The 15,852-nt window shown below is 69.0% G+C and carries 16 protein-coding genes; 8 read left to right on the top strand and 8 right to left on the bottom strand.

The window, feature by feature from the left end; all coding sequences use genetic code 11:
• Positions 1-277: 277 nt before the first annotated feature.
• The 4 genes from M0R80_26645 to M0R80_26630 form a co-directional block, all read right to left on the bottom strand.
• Entirely contained in the window at positions 278-1,438 is a 1,161-nt protein-coding gene (locus M0R80_26645; protein MCK9463216.1) for a hypothetical protein, read from the bottom strand.
• A 17-nt stretch (positions 1,439-1,455) separates the two neighbouring features.
• Positions 1,456-2,070: a hypothetical protein gene (locus M0R80_26640; protein ID MCK9463215.1), complete on the bottom strand. Its 615-nt coding sequence runs from the start codon at positions 2,068-2,070 to the stop codon at positions 1,456-1,458.
• 111 nt (positions 2,071-2,181) lie between these two features.
• Positions 2,182-2,865, bottom strand: a complete 684-nt coding sequence (locus M0R80_26635; protein ID MCK9463214.1) for an HAD hydrolase-like protein — start codon at positions 2,863-2,865, stop codon at positions 2,182-2,184.
• Entirely contained in the window at positions 2,862-4,352 is a 1,491-nt protein-coding gene (locus M0R80_26630) for a cyclic nucleotide-binding domain-containing protein (GenBank protein ID MCK9463213.1), read from the bottom strand. Before M0R80_26630 ends, M0R80_26635 begins: the two co-directional genes overlap by 4 nt.
• A gap of 114 nt (positions 4,353-4,466) precedes the next feature.
• Between M0R80_26630 and M0R80_26625 the strand changes: the two genes are divergently transcribed.
• Both M0R80_26625 and M0R80_26620 read left to right on the top strand, forming a co-directional pair.
• Positions 4,467-5,255, top strand: coding sequence for an ABC transporter permease (locus M0R80_26625; protein ID MCK9463212.1), 789 nt, complete (start codon positions 4,467-4,469; stop codon positions 5,253-5,255).
• Positions 5,256-5,265: 10 nt separating this feature from the next.
• Positions 5,266-5,895, top strand: a complete 630-nt coding sequence (locus M0R80_26620) for a hypothetical protein (GenBank protein ID MCK9463211.1) — start codon at positions 5,266-5,268, stop codon at positions 5,893-5,895.
• Between the two features lie 24 nt (positions 5,896-5,919).
• On the opposite strand, the gene M0R80_26615 is transcribed toward M0R80_26620, so the two are convergent.
• Together M0R80_26615 and M0R80_26610 are read right to left on the bottom strand one after the other, a co-directional pair.
• A complete protein-coding gene (locus M0R80_26615) occupies positions 5,920-8,754 on the bottom strand; it encodes an IPT/TIG domain-containing protein (GenBank protein MCK9463210.1) in 2,835 nt (944 codons plus the stop codon).
• Positions 8,755-9,006: 252 nt separating this feature from the next.
• On the bottom strand, positions 9,007-10,137 hold the full coding sequence (locus M0R80_26610) for a beta-ketoacyl-ACP synthase 3 (GenBank protein ID MCK9463209.1): 1,131 nt from the start codon (positions 10,135-10,137) through the stop codon (positions 9,007-9,009).
• A gap of 182 nt (positions 10,138-10,319) precedes the next feature.
• Here M0R80_26610 and M0R80_26605 point away from each other — a divergent pair, with 182 nt between their 5' ends.
• The 6 genes from M0R80_26605 to M0R80_26580 all read left to right on the top strand — a co-directional run bounded on the left by M0R80_26605 (position 10,320) and on the right by M0R80_26580 (position 14,383).
• On the top strand, positions 10,320-11,141 hold the full coding sequence (locus tag M0R80_26605) for an ABC transporter permease (protein MCK9463208.1): 822 nt from the start codon (positions 10,320-10,322) through the stop codon (positions 11,139-11,141).
• Entirely contained in the window at positions 11,141-11,875 is a 735-nt protein-coding gene (locus M0R80_26600) for an ATP-binding cassette domain-containing protein (protein MCK9463207.1), read from the top strand. Before M0R80_26605 ends, M0R80_26600 begins: the two co-directional genes overlap by 1 nt.
• On the top strand, positions 11,872-12,975 hold the full coding sequence (locus tag M0R80_26595) for an MlaD family protein (protein MCK9463206.1): 1,104 nt from the start codon (positions 11,872-11,874) through the stop codon (positions 12,973-12,975). The genes M0R80_26600 and M0R80_26595 overlap by 4 nt, the downstream gene beginning before the upstream one ends.
• Before the next feature lie 199 nt (positions 12,976-13,174).
• Positions 13,175-13,525 carry a hypothetical protein gene (locus M0R80_26590; protein ID MCK9463205.1) on the top strand — a complete coding sequence of 117 codons (351 nt, stop codon included), beginning with the start codon at positions 13,175-13,177 and terminating at the stop codon, positions 13,523-13,525.
• A 123-nt stretch (positions 13,526-13,648) separates the two neighbouring features.
• Entirely contained in the window at positions 13,649-14,011 is a 363-nt protein-coding gene (locus M0R80_26585; GenBank protein MCK9463204.1) for a hypothetical protein, read from the top strand.
• A 180-nt stretch (positions 14,012-14,191) separates the two neighbouring features.
• A complete protein-coding gene (locus M0R80_26580) occupies positions 14,192-14,383 on the top strand; it encodes a hypothetical protein (protein ID MCK9463203.1) in 192 nt (63 codons plus the stop codon).
• 238 nt (positions 14,384-14,621) lie between these two features.
• On the opposite strand, the gene M0R80_26575 is transcribed toward M0R80_26580, so the two are convergent.
• Together M0R80_26575 and M0R80_26570 are read right to left on the bottom strand one after the other, a co-directional pair.
• The gene (locus tag M0R80_26575; protein ID MCK9463202.1) at positions 14,622-15,200 is read right to left on the bottom strand and encodes a hypothetical protein; all 579 of its coding nucleotides are present in this window, start codon (positions 15,198-15,200) and stop codon (positions 14,622-14,624) included.
• Positions 15,201-15,212: 12 nt separating this feature from the next.
• A complete protein-coding gene (locus M0R80_26570) occupies positions 15,213-15,638 on the bottom strand; it encodes a hypothetical protein (protein MCK9463201.1) in 426 nt (141 codons plus the stop codon).
• Between the last annotated feature and the right edge of the window lie 214 nt (positions 15,639-15,852).

The following is a 15,852-nucleotide window of genomic DNA, read 5'->3' as shown; positions in this document are numbered from 1 at the left end:
CCCGCTGCGAACCTTCGCACCTCGACTGCGCCCCCCTCGCCTCTCCAGTGCGGATTTTCGCACCTCGACTGCGCCCCCCTCGCCTCTCCGCTGCGAACCTTCGCATCTCGACTGCGACTTCCCCGCACCTCGGCTGCCTCGAGAGGCATCTCGGGTGTGGGTGTGTCGTTCTTTCAACACTGTGGCGCGAAGAAGCCAGTAGGGGCGAACCTATGTGTTCGCCCTATTGTGGCGACGGGCGATTCGGGATCATCAGGGCGAACACATAGGTTCGCCCCTACAGCGACAGCTGCAACATCGCCATGACGTCGTGCGTGATAGGCTCCGCGTACGGGCTCTCGTCCGGGAACGGCTCGTCGAGCGCGAAGCGGACGCGGTAGCCGAGGCGGAAGACGACGCGCGACGGGATCACGTGGAAGGACACCCCGGCCATGGGGGCGAGGAGCGCGCCCGCGATCTCGACGTCCTCGTCCCACGCCTCGCAGCGCGCGGCGAGTTCGAGGCGCCTTGGGATCACGAACCCGGCGAGCTGGAGGTATCCGCCGATCCCGTCCACCCGCGGCAGCCGCCGCTCGAGCGCGGTGCTCGTTCCGGGAGATGCCCACGCAGAGCTCCAGAAAAACTCCGCGACCGCGCTCAGCCCCTTCCACTGGAAGGCGGCCTCGCCGCCGGCGCGTAAGCGATCCTCTCCGTACGTGGCGCCCGGCCCGGCACGACCCGGGAACGGCACGCCCTCGCGCCGCCCGAAGAGCCCGGCCGCCGCGAACGCGGCCCGCGTCCCGCCGCCCCGCAGGTCCGACGCGCCCTCCTCGGCCGGGAGCGCGCCGAACGGCTCGACGGCGAGGCGCCCTCCCGCGAGCACCTGGAGCTCGCCGGCCCCCGGCGTCCCGTCTATCCCCTCGGCGATCCCGCTCCAGGCGCCGACGGCGTACGACAGGATCCCGGCGACGCGGCCGTGGAGCTCGAGCCCGAGCTCGCGCTGCGGGTCGACGACGGCGAGCGACAGGGGCTCGGCGGGAAGCGTGTGCCGATCCCCCGCGGCGAGGACCTCCCTCCCGAGAGGCGGGCGCACGAAGCCCGCGCGCGCCGTGACGGTGCCCTCGAGAAAGCCGATGTCGACGTACGCATCGCGCAGGAACGGCTTGCCGCTCGACACGTCCGCCGTGAACGCCGCGACGACGGCCCCGCCGGACAAAGAGAAGCCGATCTCCGCCCTGTGGAGCGACGCCGCGATCTCGCGCTCCTCGGCGCTCCCGCGATCCTCGGCGCGGAAGACGAGGCGCGGCTGCAGCAGGAGGACGGGATCGAAAGACAGCGGCAGCTCGAGAGGCCCGCGATCCTCTGCGGCCACGGCGCTCGACGCGAGAACGGCGAGAAGGAGCCCCGCGCCGCCCACCAGGGATCGCGACGAACGCCTCCCGGGTCCGACCCGTCGCAACCTCGCGCGGCGCTCGCTCAGCCCGCCGCCTCCTTGCGGAGCTGCATGATCTCGCCGAGCCAGGCGCCGAGGATCCCGACCCCGATGCCCGGCACGAGCCCGATGACCAGCGCCAGCCAGCTGAGATCCGTCTCGAACACGTAGATGTGGAGCAGGAAGCCGCCGACCTGTCCGACCGCGGCGCCGAGGCCCGCCTCGATGATCGTCTTCCCGTCCGACATGAACCCGACGAGCATGCCCGCGAGGACGAACAGGAACAGGGGGAAGATCCAGGTGATGATCTCGCGGAGCACGGGCGACATCGCCGCCTTCGCCTTCTCGGTCGCCACGGCGCGCGCCGCGGTGATCTGCTCCGGCTTCACGTCCGTGAGCGTCTTGACCGGCAGATCACCCGCCGTCTTCGTGGAGTTCAGCTGGGCGATGACGGCCTGATCGTCGGGGGCCGCGATCGTGGCGACGACCACTCCGCCGGCGAACGTCCCGATCATGTAGAAGGCCGCGAAGATGACGGCGCCGCCAAACACCCAGGTGACGTAGAAGCTCTTCGGCGCCGCGACGTTGCCGCCGCACTTGGAGCACGTGTCGGCGCTGTTGGGGTTCTTCGTCCCGCACGAGTAGCAGTTCCAGGCCATGTCGACCTCCTGGACCGGTGGGGCTCGGATCCGTCCCCCAACGGCCTTTCGATTGCAGCGGGAAAAGTATGATGAGAAGGCTGCTCCGCTTCAAGCACAAACGGAGGCCGCTCACGACCTCGCCGGGATCGCGCGCCGGATCTCCGCGGCGAGCCGCTCGGGAGAGGCCGCGGACGTGAACGAGCCCGGCACCGCGAGGGCGGCCTCGAGCCGCGGGCTCTTGAACCCCCACGACACGAGGAACGAGCGGACGCCGGCGGCGGCGCCCGTGGCGACGTCGATCGCCATGTCGCCGACCATCGCCCCCCGAGAGGCGTCGACGCCGCTCTCGCGAAGCGCCTCGCGCACCCCGACGGGATCCGGCTTCAGCGCCGGCAGGCTGCCCGCGCCCCAGACGCGGCGGAACGCGGCGCCGAGGCCCCGGATCTCGATCTCGCGGACCGCGGCGTCGTGCGGCTTGTTGGACAGGACGTACAGGTCGAACTCGGCGGCCAGCTCGTCGATCATCGATCGCACGCCCGGGTAGATCGCCGACGCGGTGCCCTGGTGCTCCCGGTAGTGCCGCCTGAACTCGTCGAGGCGCTCCGGCAAAGGGGCGGCGCCCGACGCCTCCGTGGTCCGCTCGATGAGGTGCGGCGCGCCGAAGCCGACCTCGGCGAGCACGGCGGCGCGATCCAAAGGCGGCAGCGACGCGAGCCCGCGCATGTGGTTGATCGCGGCGACGATGTCGCCCGACGTGTCGACGAGCGTCCCGTCGAGGTCGAACACGACCGCGCCTCTGCGATCTCGCGTCACTCCATCTTCTCGAGGACGGCGATCACCTCGGGCGTCGCGGCCGTGGCGATCCCCTTGAGGCGGTTCGGATCGAAGCGCACGACGACCCCGTCCGTCGCGGCGACGAGATCCCCCTCGAGCGGCAGCTCGTGCAGGGAGTCCTTCAGGCCGGCGAAGGAGTCCGGGCCGTACACGCGCACCGCGCCGCCGGGCGGCCGGTACTCGAGGCGGCCCTCGACGACGAGGTAGACCGCGGCCGGGACCGCGCCCGCGCGGTTCATGCGATCGCCGGCACGAACGCGCGCGATCCCGTTGATGCTCCCGAGGAGCTGATCGCGCACGGCCACGTCGAGCGCGGCGGTGGCGTCGTGCATGGACAGGAACGAGTCGAGGCGGTGGAGCGTCCTCGCCGACTCGATGCGCGTGCCGATCTCGGGATACTCCGCGATGATGTCACGGAGCTGCGCGCCTTCGAAGCGCCACAGCGCGGTCTGCGCCTCGCTGCGGACCGTCGCGGTGCAGGTGCAGCCGGGCGGCCCGAGGACGCTCGACTCGCCGATGAAGTCCCCCGGGAAGCAGCTCCGCACGACCCGAGCGCCGCCCTCGGACGACTCGAGGCGCACGGAGAGCACGCCCGACCTCACGACGAACGCCCTGGTCGCGGGCTCGCCCTCGCGCAGGAGATCGTCGCCCGGCCCCAAGGCGATCGGCACGCCGGCGCCCTGGAGGTGGAAGATCTCCTCCTCGCTCAGGCCGATGAAGAGCGGCGCCTGCTCGATCCTGTCGATCGGGCGCAGCCGCGCCCTCGCCCGATCGAGCAGGATCCTGACGGGCGACGTCTCGGCCGCCTCCGGCCCGATGACGTGCGCGGTCAGCCCGGCAATCTCCTCAAGCGCCGCGATGTCGGCGAGATCGGCGAACTCGCGCGCCGCCGCCTCGAGGTAGTTGAGGCCGAGATCGAGCTCGCCGAGCAGGAGCTCGAGCTCCCCCATCTGCCGCAGCACGAAGCCGCGGGTGTCCGGCGCCACGAGCAGCTGGGGCAGGAGGTTCCGCGCCTCGAGCAGCTTCTCCCGGTCGCCGGTGGCGATCAGCCGGTTCGCCCGCTCCTGGATCGACGTGCTCTCCAGCGCGTCGAAGACCCCCTCGAGATCGTCGCCCTGCGCCGTCGCAGGAGGAGGCGCGCTGTCGAAGGCGAGATCCGAGAAGTCGGTCTCGGCCTCCGCGGCGGGCGCGGCAGGGAGGGAAGGCCTCTCGACGGACGCGCGCCGGACCGCCACCAACGCGTCGACGATGGCGTCGATGTCCACGAGATCGACGATGCCGCCGGTCTCCTCGACGCAGACGGCCCCGACCCGGACGTCGCCCTCGCGGGTGGAACAGAACACCTCGCCGCTCCACACCCGGCCGGTCGCCCTGCGCACCACGGCGACGTCGCGCACCTGCAGCAGCCTGCCGAACTCGGCGCGCGCCCACGCGGTGATGATCTCCCTCGCCCTGTCGAGATCCATGCGCAGCGCCCTCCTCGCCGGTTCATTCTAGGAACCAAACGCCCAAATGACAAACCGAGAAATGGCTTTCTGCGGTATACTGCTCGCCGTTCGCGCACCCGAGGAGGAGCCGCGGTGACCAAGCTGCTCGCCATCGCCAAGAACACGTACCGAGAGGCGATCCGCGATCGCATCCTGTACGGCTTCCTGTTCTTCGCGATCGCGCTCATCCTGTTCAGCGTCGTGCTCGGCCGCCTGTCCTTCAACCAGCAGGTCCGGTGCACCATGGACGTCGGCCTCGCGGGCGTGTCGTTCTTCTCGGTGCTCATCGCGATCTTCCTCGGCATCACGCTGCTCCACAAGGAGATCGAGAAGCGCACGATCTACCCGGTGCTCGCGAAGCCGGTCTCCCGCACGACGTACCTGCTCGGGAAGTTCCTCGGCCTCGCGGCGACGCTGGCCGTGCAGATGGCTCTCATGCTCGCGGTGTTCCTCGTGCTCCTCAAGGTCGAGGGTGCGGAGCTCACGGCGGGGCTGTTCGTCGCCGTGGCGTTCATCTTCGTGGAGACGCTGCTCGTCGTCGCCATGGCGCTGTTCTTCACGTCGTTCTCGAGCCCGTTCCTGAGCGGGCTCTTCTGCCTGGGGCTGTTCGCGGCCGGCCGGAACGCGCAGCTCCTCGAGGCGCTCGCCAAGAACAAGGATCTCGCCTGGATGGGGCCAGTCATGGACGGCGTGACCGCCGTGGTGCCGAACCTCTACCTGTTCTACCCGAGCGGCAAGATGGTGGAGCAGTCTTGGGCCACGGTGCTCGGGCAGTACGTCTCGAACGGCTACGCGTGGCACACCATCGGGTACGGGATCGCGTACACGGCCCTGTTCCTCACGCTCGCGGTCGTCCTCCTCGGACGCCGCGACTTCGCCTGAGGTCCTCCCGGTGCCGCACCAAACGCTCCGGCGCGCGTTCGCCGCCGTGATCCTCGGGGTTGCCGCGCTTGTCGCGCTCGCGACCGGCCGCATGGTCCACGACGGAAAGAGCCGCTTCGACGAGGCCCGCAGGCTCGCGGACGCGCGCGACGTGTACGGCGCCGCCGCCGCGTTCGAGGACGCCGCGCGCTGCTACGCGCCGGGATCGCCCTACCCGGCACGGTCGCTCGACAGGCTCTCGATCATGGCGAAGGGCGCCGAGATGCGAGGGGATCGCGAGCTCTCCCTCTACCTTTGGGAGGTCGTGCGCCGCTCCATCCTCTCGACGCGGCACGTGTGGCAACCCAACGGCGACGCGCTCGAGCGGGCGGAGCGGGCCGTCGTCGCGCTCCGAACCCGTGGCACGCCAAGCTCGGAGTACGACGCCGCGGCCGCCCGGCGGGCCCCGCCGAGGCCGAAGGACCCGTCACCCATCGGCTCGATCCTCGTGCTCGCCGGCCTCCTCGCGTGGATAGTCGGCGCGGTCTGGCTCTGCGCCGCGCCGCGCACCGAGCCCGCTCGGCGGGGGCGTCGGCTCGCTTGGGTTTGCGCCATCGGCGGGACGGCGCTCTGGATGATCATGGCGTGGTTCGCGGGGTGAGGCGGGAGAGGGGCTCGCCGCGGATCACTGGGGCGCGTCGGTGACGGTGACAAGCGATTCCGACTTCACGGATATCTTCTCCCCGATCTTCAGCTTCACGGCGCCGCGGCGCACGCCGACCGGCACCTCGATCTGGACCATCTCCGGCAGCACGCCGACGACGTTCGCGGGCACGTTGCCGATCCAGGCCTTGACCGCGGCCATGTCCTCGCCGAAGCCGGCCCCCTCGATCATGATGAGGTCGCCGACGGCCGCCTCGGCCGGGTCGATGCGCGTGATCTTCGGCTGCTCGCCGCCGGCCACGCCGAGCATGTCGTCCATGTTGGCAGGCGTCGTGGGCGGCGTCGGGACAGGCTTCGGAGCCGGGGCCGGCGCCGGAGTCGTGGCGGGAGTCCCCCAGGCGTACGGATCGCTCTCGACCGCCGGAGTGGGCGCCGGCGTCGCGACCGGGACCGGCGTCGGCGCAGGAGTCGGCGTCGCGACCGGGATCGGCGCAGCTTGAGGCCGCACGACGGAGAACATGTTCTCGCTCTCGACCTCGCCGCGGTCGCGGACCTTCACCTTGAATGCGCTGTCCGCGGACCCCTTCGGGATCGTGACGATGAGCGACGTCTCGGTGGATCCGTTCTCGACGTTGAGCGCGACGCGGTTGTAGGTGACCTTGGTCTTGTTCGGGCGCAGATCGAAGCCCGTCCCGTAGACTGAGACCTTCGTCCCCTCGGGGCCGTAGGCGGGCTGGAAGCCGGTGATCAGGAGCGGCGTCAGCACCTTGAACTTCGCGTCCGACTCCGCCTGGCCCGCGCCGGGCGCCGTGAAGACGAACTTGTCGGAATCCGCGTTCGGCGGCACGGCGATCGTGACCTGCGTCGGGGAGTCGACGCGCACGCTGATGGGCGTCTGCCCGATGTAGCCGCGCAGGCCCGCGTTCTCGAACCCGAGCCCCTTGATGACGACATACGTGCCCGGGACGCCGTTCGCGGGCGCGAAGCTCTTGACCTTGAGCTGCTGCACGACGCTGAAACGCTGGATCGTCTCCGAGAAGCCGCGCCCCGGCACCTCGACCCGGAACGTTCCGGAGGTGATCTTCTTGGCGAGCTTCACCTTGAGCCGCGTCGGCGACGCCTCCAGGACGGTGAGCTTGACGCCGTTGAGCGTCACGGTGTTCTGCTTCGGGTTCGTGTCGAAGCCGGAGCCGAACAGGTGCACCGTCTGCCCTTCGTAGCCGAGGGACGGCAGGAAGTTGAGCGCCTGGACCGGGACGTACACCTCGAACTGCTTCTTTCCGGTCGTCGCGTTGCCGCGGCGAACGGTCTGCACCTCGATGGAGCCCGTGATGGCGCCCGGCGGCACCGAGAAGGAGACCTGCGTGGGAGTGATCGACGTGATCGGCACGACCTGGCCGCCGAGCAGGACGCGGACGTGGTTGGGTTGCGTCCCGAAGTAGTTGCCCGTGACCATGACCGGCGTGCCGATGGACCCGCGCGTCGGGGAGAAGCCGGCGATCTCGGGCGAGTGGAGCACCGTCAGCGTCATCGGGATCATCGTCGCGCCGCGCTCGGCGACCTCGAGGCGCAACGACACCGGGCCGTCCGGCGCGTTGGCCGGGATCTTGAACACGAGCCCGCCGTTGTCGATGCGAACGATGTCGATCTTCTGCGCGTTCATGAAGAGCGAGTGATCGGCCGGCTTGCCGCGGAAGCCGGAGCCGTCGATACGGACCTCCGTGCCCGGCAGGCCGAACAGCGGATCCATGCGCGTCACCGCGAGCGGCGCCCACACCTCGTAGGCGGCGTCGCTCTCGGCCGTGCCCATCTGCGGGATGATGACCTTGAACTTGCCGGACACCGCGCCCTGCGGGACCTGGACCCGGATCTCGTTCGGTGTCGCGAGCGTCACCGGGCACACGCGGCCGGTGAGCAGCACCTGGATGCGCGAGGGATCGCCGTCGAAATGGAGCCCCTTGATCGACACCACGGTGCCGACGTTGCCGGCGAGCGGCGTGAACGACGAGATCTCCGGCGGGTAGACGACCGGGAACGGGGCCGGGTGCTCATAGCTGCCCAGGCCCTTGACCGTGACGTTGAACCGGCCCGTCGACACGTTCTTCTTTGGGACCTGCACGACGATCCGACCGGGCTCGACCGACACGATCTTGCACTTCGCGTCACCGAGCATGACCGTGTTGTCCTTCGCCTTGGTCGAGAAGCCGGAGCCGACCAGCGTCACGTGCGTCCCCGGGGGCCCCATCTGGGGATCCATCTGATCGATCTTCAGTTGCGCGAGGACGGTGAACGACTGCGGAGAGGTGGCCTGTCCGGCGTTGTAGACCTGCACCGTGATGTTCCCGGTGTTCGCGCCGGGAGGGATCACGGCCTGGATGCGCGTCGCCGTCGCGGAGCGGACCGTGAGCGGAATCCCGCTGATCAGCACGGTGTTCTCGTGCCCCTTGCCCGAGAAGTTGTTGCCGTTGATCGTGACGGTCGTGCCCGGCGGGCCCACGACCGGATCGATCGACATGATGACCGGCGCCGCGACGGTCTGGATGACCCAGAACACCTGCGCGCTCGTGACCGTGTGCACCGGACCGCGCAGCGTGAACCGCCCCTGGACCGCGTTCATGGGCAGCTGCACCACGATCTCGTTGGGCGCGATCTTCTTCGGGGTCAACGGCACGCCGTTGTACTCGACGCGGTACTCGTTTCCGAAATTGACACCCGAGATCGTGACGAAGGTTCCAGGGGGTCCGGAGGTCGGGGTGAGCGTCGAGATCACCGGCCGCGCCTGGTATTGCGCCTCGGCCGCCCGCGCGAAGAGCAGCACGGCGGCGACGCCCGCTAGGACCGTCAGCTTGCGAATCATGTTCGGCCTCCAAACGGTTGGTTCGGAACACGCCCCTGCGGCTTTGCAAGGGCGATCCTGTCCAAAATTTTCAACAATATTGTTTTTCAATAGTTCCAAGTCAAGTGTTTCCTGCATGGGAGCCTCGTCCTCCTCCTCCCCCAAGACGGATCGACCCGCTTCCGGATCTCGAAATTCATCCGACACCCCGCCTCCGGGGTTGTGTCCGCCTGGACCCTTGTGCTCGGAACAGCCCAGAAGCGTTAGATGTTTCTAGAATTTGAGGACGGCCGTGCCCCAAAGATAACCGGCGCCGAAAGCGGACAGGAGGCACACGTCCCCGTCCGCGAGACGTCCTCGACCGCGCTCTTCGTCCATGAGGATGATCACCGAGCCCGCGCCCGTGTTGCCGATCCGCTCGATGTTGGATGGGACCTTCTGGGCGGGGAGCCGGAGCAGCTCCGCGAGCTTCGCGTTGATGCGGGCGTTCGCCTGGTGGAAGAAGAAGTGGCTCACGTCGTCGAAGCTCCAGGGGGTGCCGGCGATGGCGTCGCGCGCCCCGCGGATGAGCCTCTTCACCGCGTGCTTGAACACCTCCTGCCCGACCCAGAACGGGAACTTCGTGTGCCCCGGGATGATCCCCTTCTCGTCCCAGTACTCCCGGCACTTCGCGAGTTCCTCGGGCCACACCGCGGTACCCTCGCGCAGCCCGACGAGGTTGTCCGACGTCATGATCAGATCCTGCACGCCCGCGCCGTCGGCGTGGATGTCGGTCACGTACAAGCCGCGATCGCCGTCCGCCGGGCCGATCACCGCGGCGCCGCCGCCGTCGCCGAAGATCACGCCGATCTGGCGGTCCACCTTGAAGTGATCGAACTCCTTCTCCGCGAACACGGCGAGGACGTGGCGGGCCTGCCCGGTGCGGATGTAGAGATCCGCCATCGAGAGCGCGTAGACGAAGCCGGCGCACTGGACCCGCAGATCGAAAACCGGCACCGGGTTCCGGATGCCGAGCCGGTGCTGAACGACCATCCCGGGGCCCGGATAGGTGTGGTCCGGGAACATCGTCCCCATGATGACGGCGTCGATGTCGTCGGGCTCGAGCCCCGCGTTGGCGATGGCGCGACGCGCCGCCTCGGTGCCGATGGACGCGGTCGTCTCCTCGGGCCGGGCGCGGTGCCGCGATCGGATGCCCGTGCGGGAGAAGATCCACTCGTCCGACGTGTCCATCATCGTCGCGAGGTCGTCGTTGGTGAGGACGTCCTCCGGCAGGTAGGTGCCGAGCCCCAAGATCCTGGAAGCGGGCTTGTCGGTGCTGAAGAACACCCTCGTGTCTCTCCCGTTCGGCGGCAATAGGGGCGAGCCGCGTCGGTTGCGCGATCCGGGCGTATCTACCATTTTCATTGGAAATAGGAAGCTAGAAATCTCGAAACTGGCTGAACCCATTGATAAAACACGAAATGTCACAATCGCCGCCACCGCGATCGCCGGTGTTGCCGCCCGCCGCGCGCCGTGCAAACATACGCGAAGGCGAAGCCCGGGAGGCGCCGAAGGTGCGCCTGCGGCGGAAGCGGCGGAGGATCTCCTTGCGTTGGTTGGACAGGGCGGGCGCGGCGATCATCGGCTGGCTGCGATACCAGTTCCACCTCGTCGCGCTCCTCTACCTCTCGATCAAGGTCGTCTGGACCAACCGCGATCTCGGACAGCGCGACTTCCTGAAGCAGGTCTTCTCGCAGGTCTACTTCACCGGGGTCCAGGCCGCGGGACCGGTCGCCACCCTCGCCCTCGGCGTCGGCGCGTTCGCCATCGTCGCGGGGACAGGCGGCATCGGCGCGCTGTCCGGCGCGGAGAACCTCGGCCGCATGGTGACCGTGGTCGTGCTCCGGGAGGTCGCGCCGCTGCTCACGGGCGGGATCGTCATCGTGCGCTCGGTGACCGCGATCTCGGCCGAGCTCGGCGTCATGCGCGTCCAGCGCGAGATCGAGGCGATCGAGGTGATGGGGCTCTCCCCGATCCGGCAGCTCGTGACCCCGCGCGTGTTCGGCGGGCTGCTCTCGCTCTTCGCGCTGAACATCCTCTTCGACACCGCCGCGCTCGCCGGGGGGTTCGGGATCTCCCGCTTCCTCGTGTCGCTGCCCGCGGACGTCTTCTTCCGCGCCGTGTTCTCGGCCGTGCAGCCTATCGACATCCTCGGGCTGGCGATCAAGACCGTCGTCGGCGGGCTCGGCCTGTTCCTGATCGGCTGCTACCACGGCATGGCGGTCGGGCGCTCGCCGACCGAGGTGCCGGTCGCCGTGTCGCGCGCGTCGCTGAACTCTCTCGTCTTCCTGGTCGTCCTCCACGGCGGGGTGTCGGCCGCGACGATCCTGTACTCCGAGACCTCCTCGATTCTCGGCGGGGTGTTGTGATGGGCGGCGCGAACGCATCGACGGAACCCATCCTGCGCCTCACGGACGGCCTGTGGTTCGAGGCCGGGCCGCACGCGTGGGCGGTGCCGCCCTTCCGGCTCGGGCCGGGCGAGTGGGCCGCGCTCGTGCCGGCCAGCGACGATCCGGTGGTCGATCCGTCGGGTCCGCTCGCGCGCGCGATGGCGACGCTGGCGCCGCCCTCCCGCGGCACCGTGGAGCTGCTCGGCCGCGACGTCTACAGGATCCCGTACCTCGAGCTCCAGCGCCTGCGCGCGCGGCTCGGGTTCGTGCAGGGGTACGGCGGCCTCCTGTCGAACCGCACGCTCCGGGAGAACATCGCGCTGCCGGTCTCCGTGCACGGCGGGAGGTCGTTCGACGAGGAGGAGGCGTACCTCGACCGCGTCCTCGAGAGCTACGCGCTCTCCCCGCTCGCGCGGCAGCGCCCGTCCGACGTCGACGGCGCCACGCGTTGGCGGACGTGCGTCGCGCGCGCCCTCGTGCTCGAGCCCGCGCTCGTCGTGCTCGAGGGGATCGGCGACTGGGAGATGGATCGCGGCCGCGGGGTGACCTGGTCCAGGCTCCGCGAGTACCGGGAGCGGCGGACGAGCGCCGCCGTGATCTGCCTGGCTCGCCAAAACCCCCCGTTTGAGGCATGGTTCCGGGGCGAGGGCGGCATCGGCATTCCGTACCAGACGCGGCCCGCGGACGACTCTTCGAGGAGGCCAACGCCGTGAAGATCTACCTGTCCTACCGCGAGCGGCTCGCCGGGATCTTCCTGGTCCTCGCCGTAGCGGTCGTGGTGCTCTTCGTGGCCGGGGCGGCGATCCAGAACCGCTGGTTCGCGACGCGCGTGACCTTCCACACGCAGCTGCTGCGCGGCGAGGGCCTCACGGCGGGCTCCCCGGTGCTGCTCTCCGGCATCGTGGTGGGCGAGATCGGCGAGATCGAGATCATGGAGGACAACCGCGTCGACGTGGAGCTGCTCGTCCTCGAAGCGCACGCGCACAGAGTCCAGGCCGGGAGCAAGGCGAGCGTGCGCCGCCTGCTCGGGATCGGCGAGAAGCGCATCAACCTCGTCTCGCCGGCCGAGAAGGGCGAGCCCCTGCCGCACGGGGCGATCGTCCCGGCCGACGAGCCGATGGACCTCATCGACATCGCCTCGGCCCTCGACCTCGGCCGCTACATGAACACGCTCGATCGCGCCGTCGCGACGATGGAGACCCTCATGGCCAAGCTCGAGGAGGAGGACCGGCTCGGGCGCATGGTCGAGGCGTTCGACGACCTCGGCCCGACGATGTCCAAGCTCAACGTGCTGCTCGGCGAGATCGACGAGCCTCTGGCGGAGCTCATCAAGGACCCGGCGCTCCGCGGCGCGTTCCGGGGCGCGGACAAGCTGTTCAACGACCCGAACACGGGGCGCGCGGTCCGCGGCCTCGGCACGGCGCTCGAGCCCGAGCGGGTCGACCGGCTCATCGAGAAGACCGACCGGCTCATCACGCGCTTCGACGCCCTGCTCGCCGACGACGGCGCGCTCACCGGCACGATGAAGGGCGCGGATCGGCTCATGAACGACGGCCGCCTGGATCGGATGATCGCGTCCATGGAGCGGCTCACGGACGCGGACAAGCTCGAGAAGCTGATCGACGACATGTCGCAGCTCGCCGATCAGATGGCGAAGATCGGGCCGGAGATCCCGACGATGAGCAAGGAGCTGATCGCGACGATGCGCGAGCTCGCGATCGTGCTCAAGGCGCTGCAGAAGACGTGGCTGCTCGACGACGAGGCCGCCGACGTGCGCAAGGAGATGAAGAAGAAGGCGCGGGAGGGCGAGTAGCGCCTGGAAAAGTGCTCTGAGTCGTTCGGATGGGGCCCCCTTCGCAAGTGGGACGAAGACAGAGTGGGACTACTGAGACTTGGGGGACAGGTGGGATTGCGGGAGTCCTACGTGTCCTAATTGTCCCCGTGGTCCCACGCTTCCCCGTCCCACCCGCTCCCGCGTCGGTGGTATGATCCGCGCATCACGAGGGTGAGAGATGCTCACGAGAGCAGATCGCTCAGCGGCGCAGGCCGGCCGGCTCCTTGTTTGGGTCGCTTCCGTCCCTTTCGTCCCTTGGCCTGCCGGCTGCTCGAGCGACCAAAGCGACCCAAGCGACGCAAGCGACGTGGACTCCGATTCCGACACTGACGCTGACACCGATACGGACACGGACACCGACACAGATACGGATGCGGACTGCACGTGGATGTGGTTTCCGCTGTCGCTCGACGGACCCGAGCCGGACGGGACGGTGCATCACGACGCGCGAAAAAGTGCTCTGAGTCATTCGAGCCCATACGACGCTGCCATGGCGATGAGTCGCCGACGCCACGGCAGTGTGTCGTAGACGCCACGATCATGCGCGCGGATGCCGCGAGAACCGTGAAAATCGCGTTGGCATTCCCGTTGCAATAGCCCTGGTCAACACGCTCGTCGCACGACACGGCGGGCCCAACGAAAGGACACTGCAATGAAACCGAAGCGCACTTTCTACCCGTCCCGGATCTTCGACGACGCCCTGGAGGCCCTGGTCATCCTGTTCGTCGCCAAGGGCTGGCTGTTCCCCGGCGTCGACATCGCGCAGCTCCAGGAGGACGTCGCGGCGCAGCGCGCCCGGCGCGTCGAGCACGACTCCCTGCGCAGCCAGTACCTCGCGCTGCACGAGACGTTCGGCCTGGAGCAGCTCGCGCGCTATAGGAGGTTCATCCGGGCGCTCAACGCGGCCCGCGGCGCGTTCTGCGAGGACAAGGCGGTGATGGCCGAGCTCGACCGCTTCACCCTCAAGCGCTCCGGCAGGCCCCGAAAGAGCCCCGAGGAGTCCGAGGCCGCGTGACGCCCCGTCCCGCCCCGCATACCCACCCCGGCCCGCGGAGGAGACTTCGCGGGCTTTTCCTTTGGGCAAGGTGTCGTAACCTTCTCCGGGATTCAGTCCTTCACGCAGACGAGCAGCTGGAGGTAGGGCATCGTCACGTCGACGGCGGCGCTGCCGGCGGAGGCGGTGTTGAAGGCGCTCATGTCGAAAGTGGCCGTGTGGGTATGGGTCGATCCGGTCCCCGACGTGCTCGTCGTCGACGAAACGTCGACCGCGTGGGAGTGGTCGCTGTTCGTGGTGTCGACCGTGATGGTGTGGCTGTGGCTGTCGTTGGTGATCGGCGCGTCGCTACTGGCGGTCGTGCCACCGTACGCGCACCCGCCGCACGCGTAGTCGCCCTCGCCGGAGGGCGCCCAGGCACCCTGCCGCTGTAGGAGGACGTGGTCGTGGGAGTAGGCCGCGGAGCTCGCCGCGTGACTGTGGCTTCCCCCCGATGCGGTGTTGAAGCTGCCGGGATTGATGGTGACGCTGTGGGTGTGCGCGTTCTCGTTGCCGACGGTGACCGTCTGGCTGGCGGGATTGACGGAATGGAGGTGGCTCGGCGCTTCCGTGATCGTGCGGCCGCCGCCGCTCACCAGGGGCGTCCCGACGGTGGTGCCGGCACCACCGGGCGCCACGCCGACGACCACCCGCCCCTGCCCGGCGACCAGCGGGCTCCAGCCCGCCGGACAGGCGCGAGGTTGAAGGACATCACCGCGCCGGCGGGGACCCCGGAGCCGACGGGCGCGAAGCCGCTGTTGATGTCGTCCTCGGTCAGGCTGCCCACCCGTTCGCACCGCTGCGCCTCCAGGGCGTACGGCACCGCGCCGAGTTGGAAGCGGTCCATCTCGGGATCGCTGTCCACGGTGACCCCGAGCCAGACCTCGCCGTAGGTCGGGAAGTCGGACGGCAGCGCGGTGAAATCGCCCAGGTAGGCCGCGAAGAAGCCGTTGTCCACGGCCACGGGCTGGACCTCGGTCCAGATCGCGGACGACGCGTCGGAGCTCGCGTACATCCGGAAGGTCATCGTTACCGTGTCGTCGATGGGGTCCCCGAGCTCGTCCGCGAGGATGCCCTGCAGCGGGATCAGCTCGGGTACAACCGCCGAGGCGCCCGTGGAGATCGTCGTGCCCATCATCAAAGCCGCGATGGCCAGGCTGATTCTGTTCATTGTTCTCGCTCCTTACTGGTTGGCCAGCGCGCCGATTCCGATGGCCGCCTGGTAGCTGGTGCTGCTCATGGTCGCCATGGGCGATCCGCCGACGAACGCCCTCATCGAAAAATGGGTCGACGTGCCGAACACGCCCCCGGACGTGACGCCGTATGCCGTCTGCCAGGCCCCGGATTCCGTGTCCGTGTCGGTGTCGGTGTCCGTATCCGTGTCGGTGTCTGTGTCGGTGTCGGTGTCCGTGTCTGTGTCGGTGTCGGAGTCGGTGTCGGAGTCGGTGTCGGAGTCCGTGTCGGAGTCGGTGTCGGAGTCGGTGTCTCCATCCGCGTCCGTGGAAGCGTCGCCGCCGTCCGGGCTCCCGCCGTGCGAGTCGTCCGAGCACGAGAGCGAGAGGAGCCCCGACACGAGGGAAAGGACAACGACCCGTGTGCTGCGCGCCATGATTGCCTCCTCAGGTCGAGCGGTAGCAGGCAAAAAACGGGATCAGGATACCAGCTTCCTGCCACACCCGTGTCGCCTTATTCGCGAGCCGCAACAGTTATCGCGACGCTGCAGTCTTGCAATGTCGATGGACCGACCGAAGAAAGTGCTCTGAGTCATTCGGAGGGGGAGACTCGTCCCGCCGTAGCCTTGGCGAAGGAGAATCCTGCGCGGG

This window comes from Pseudomonadota bacterium, from assembly GCA_023229365.1.
Classification (GTDB): domain Bacteria; phylum Myxococcota_A; class Polyangia; order JAAYKL01; family JAAYKL01; genus JALNZK01.
This window is presented reverse-complemented; position numbering and strand designations above follow the sequence as displayed.

Coding starts and splice junctions, on each gene's coding strand:
- M0R80_26640 (MCK9463215.1), bottom strand. CDS start 2,070: ATGGCCTGGAACTGCTACTCGTGCGGGACGAAGAACCCCAACAGCGCC.
- M0R80_26630 (MCK9463213.1), bottom strand. CDS start 4,352: ATGGATCTCGACAGGGCGAGGGAGATCATCACCGCGTGGGCGCGCGCC.
- M0R80_26615 (MCK9463210.1), bottom strand. CDS start 8,754: ATGATTCGCAAGCTGACGGTCCTAGCGGGCGTCGCCGCCGTGCTGCTC.
- M0R80_26610 (MCK9463209.1), bottom strand. CDS start 10,137: ATGAAAATGGTAGATACGCCCGGATCGCGCAACCGACGCGGCTCGCCC.
- M0R80_26600 (MCK9463207.1), top strand. CDS start 11,141: ATGGGCGGCGCGAACGCATCGACGGAACCCATCCTGCGCCTCACGGAC.
- M0R80_26590 (MCK9463205.1), top strand. CDS start 13,175: ATGCTCACGAGAGCAGATCGCTCAGCGGCGCAGGCCGGCCGGCTCCTT.
- M0R80_26585 (MCK9463204.1), top strand. CDS start 13,649: ATGAAACCGAAGCGCACTTTCTACCCGTCCCGGATCTTCGACGACGCC.
- M0R80_26580 (MCK9463203.1), top strand. CDS start 14,192: ATGTCGAAAGTGGCCGTGTGGGTATGGGTCGATCCGGTCCCCGACGTG.
- M0R80_26575 (MCK9463202.1), bottom strand. CDS start 15,200: ATGAACAGAATCAGCCTGGCCATCGCGGCTTTGATGATGGGCACGACG.
- M0R80_26570 (MCK9463201.1), bottom strand. CDS start 15,638: ATGGCGCGCAGCACACGGGTCGTTGTCCTTTCCCTCGTGTCGGGGCTC.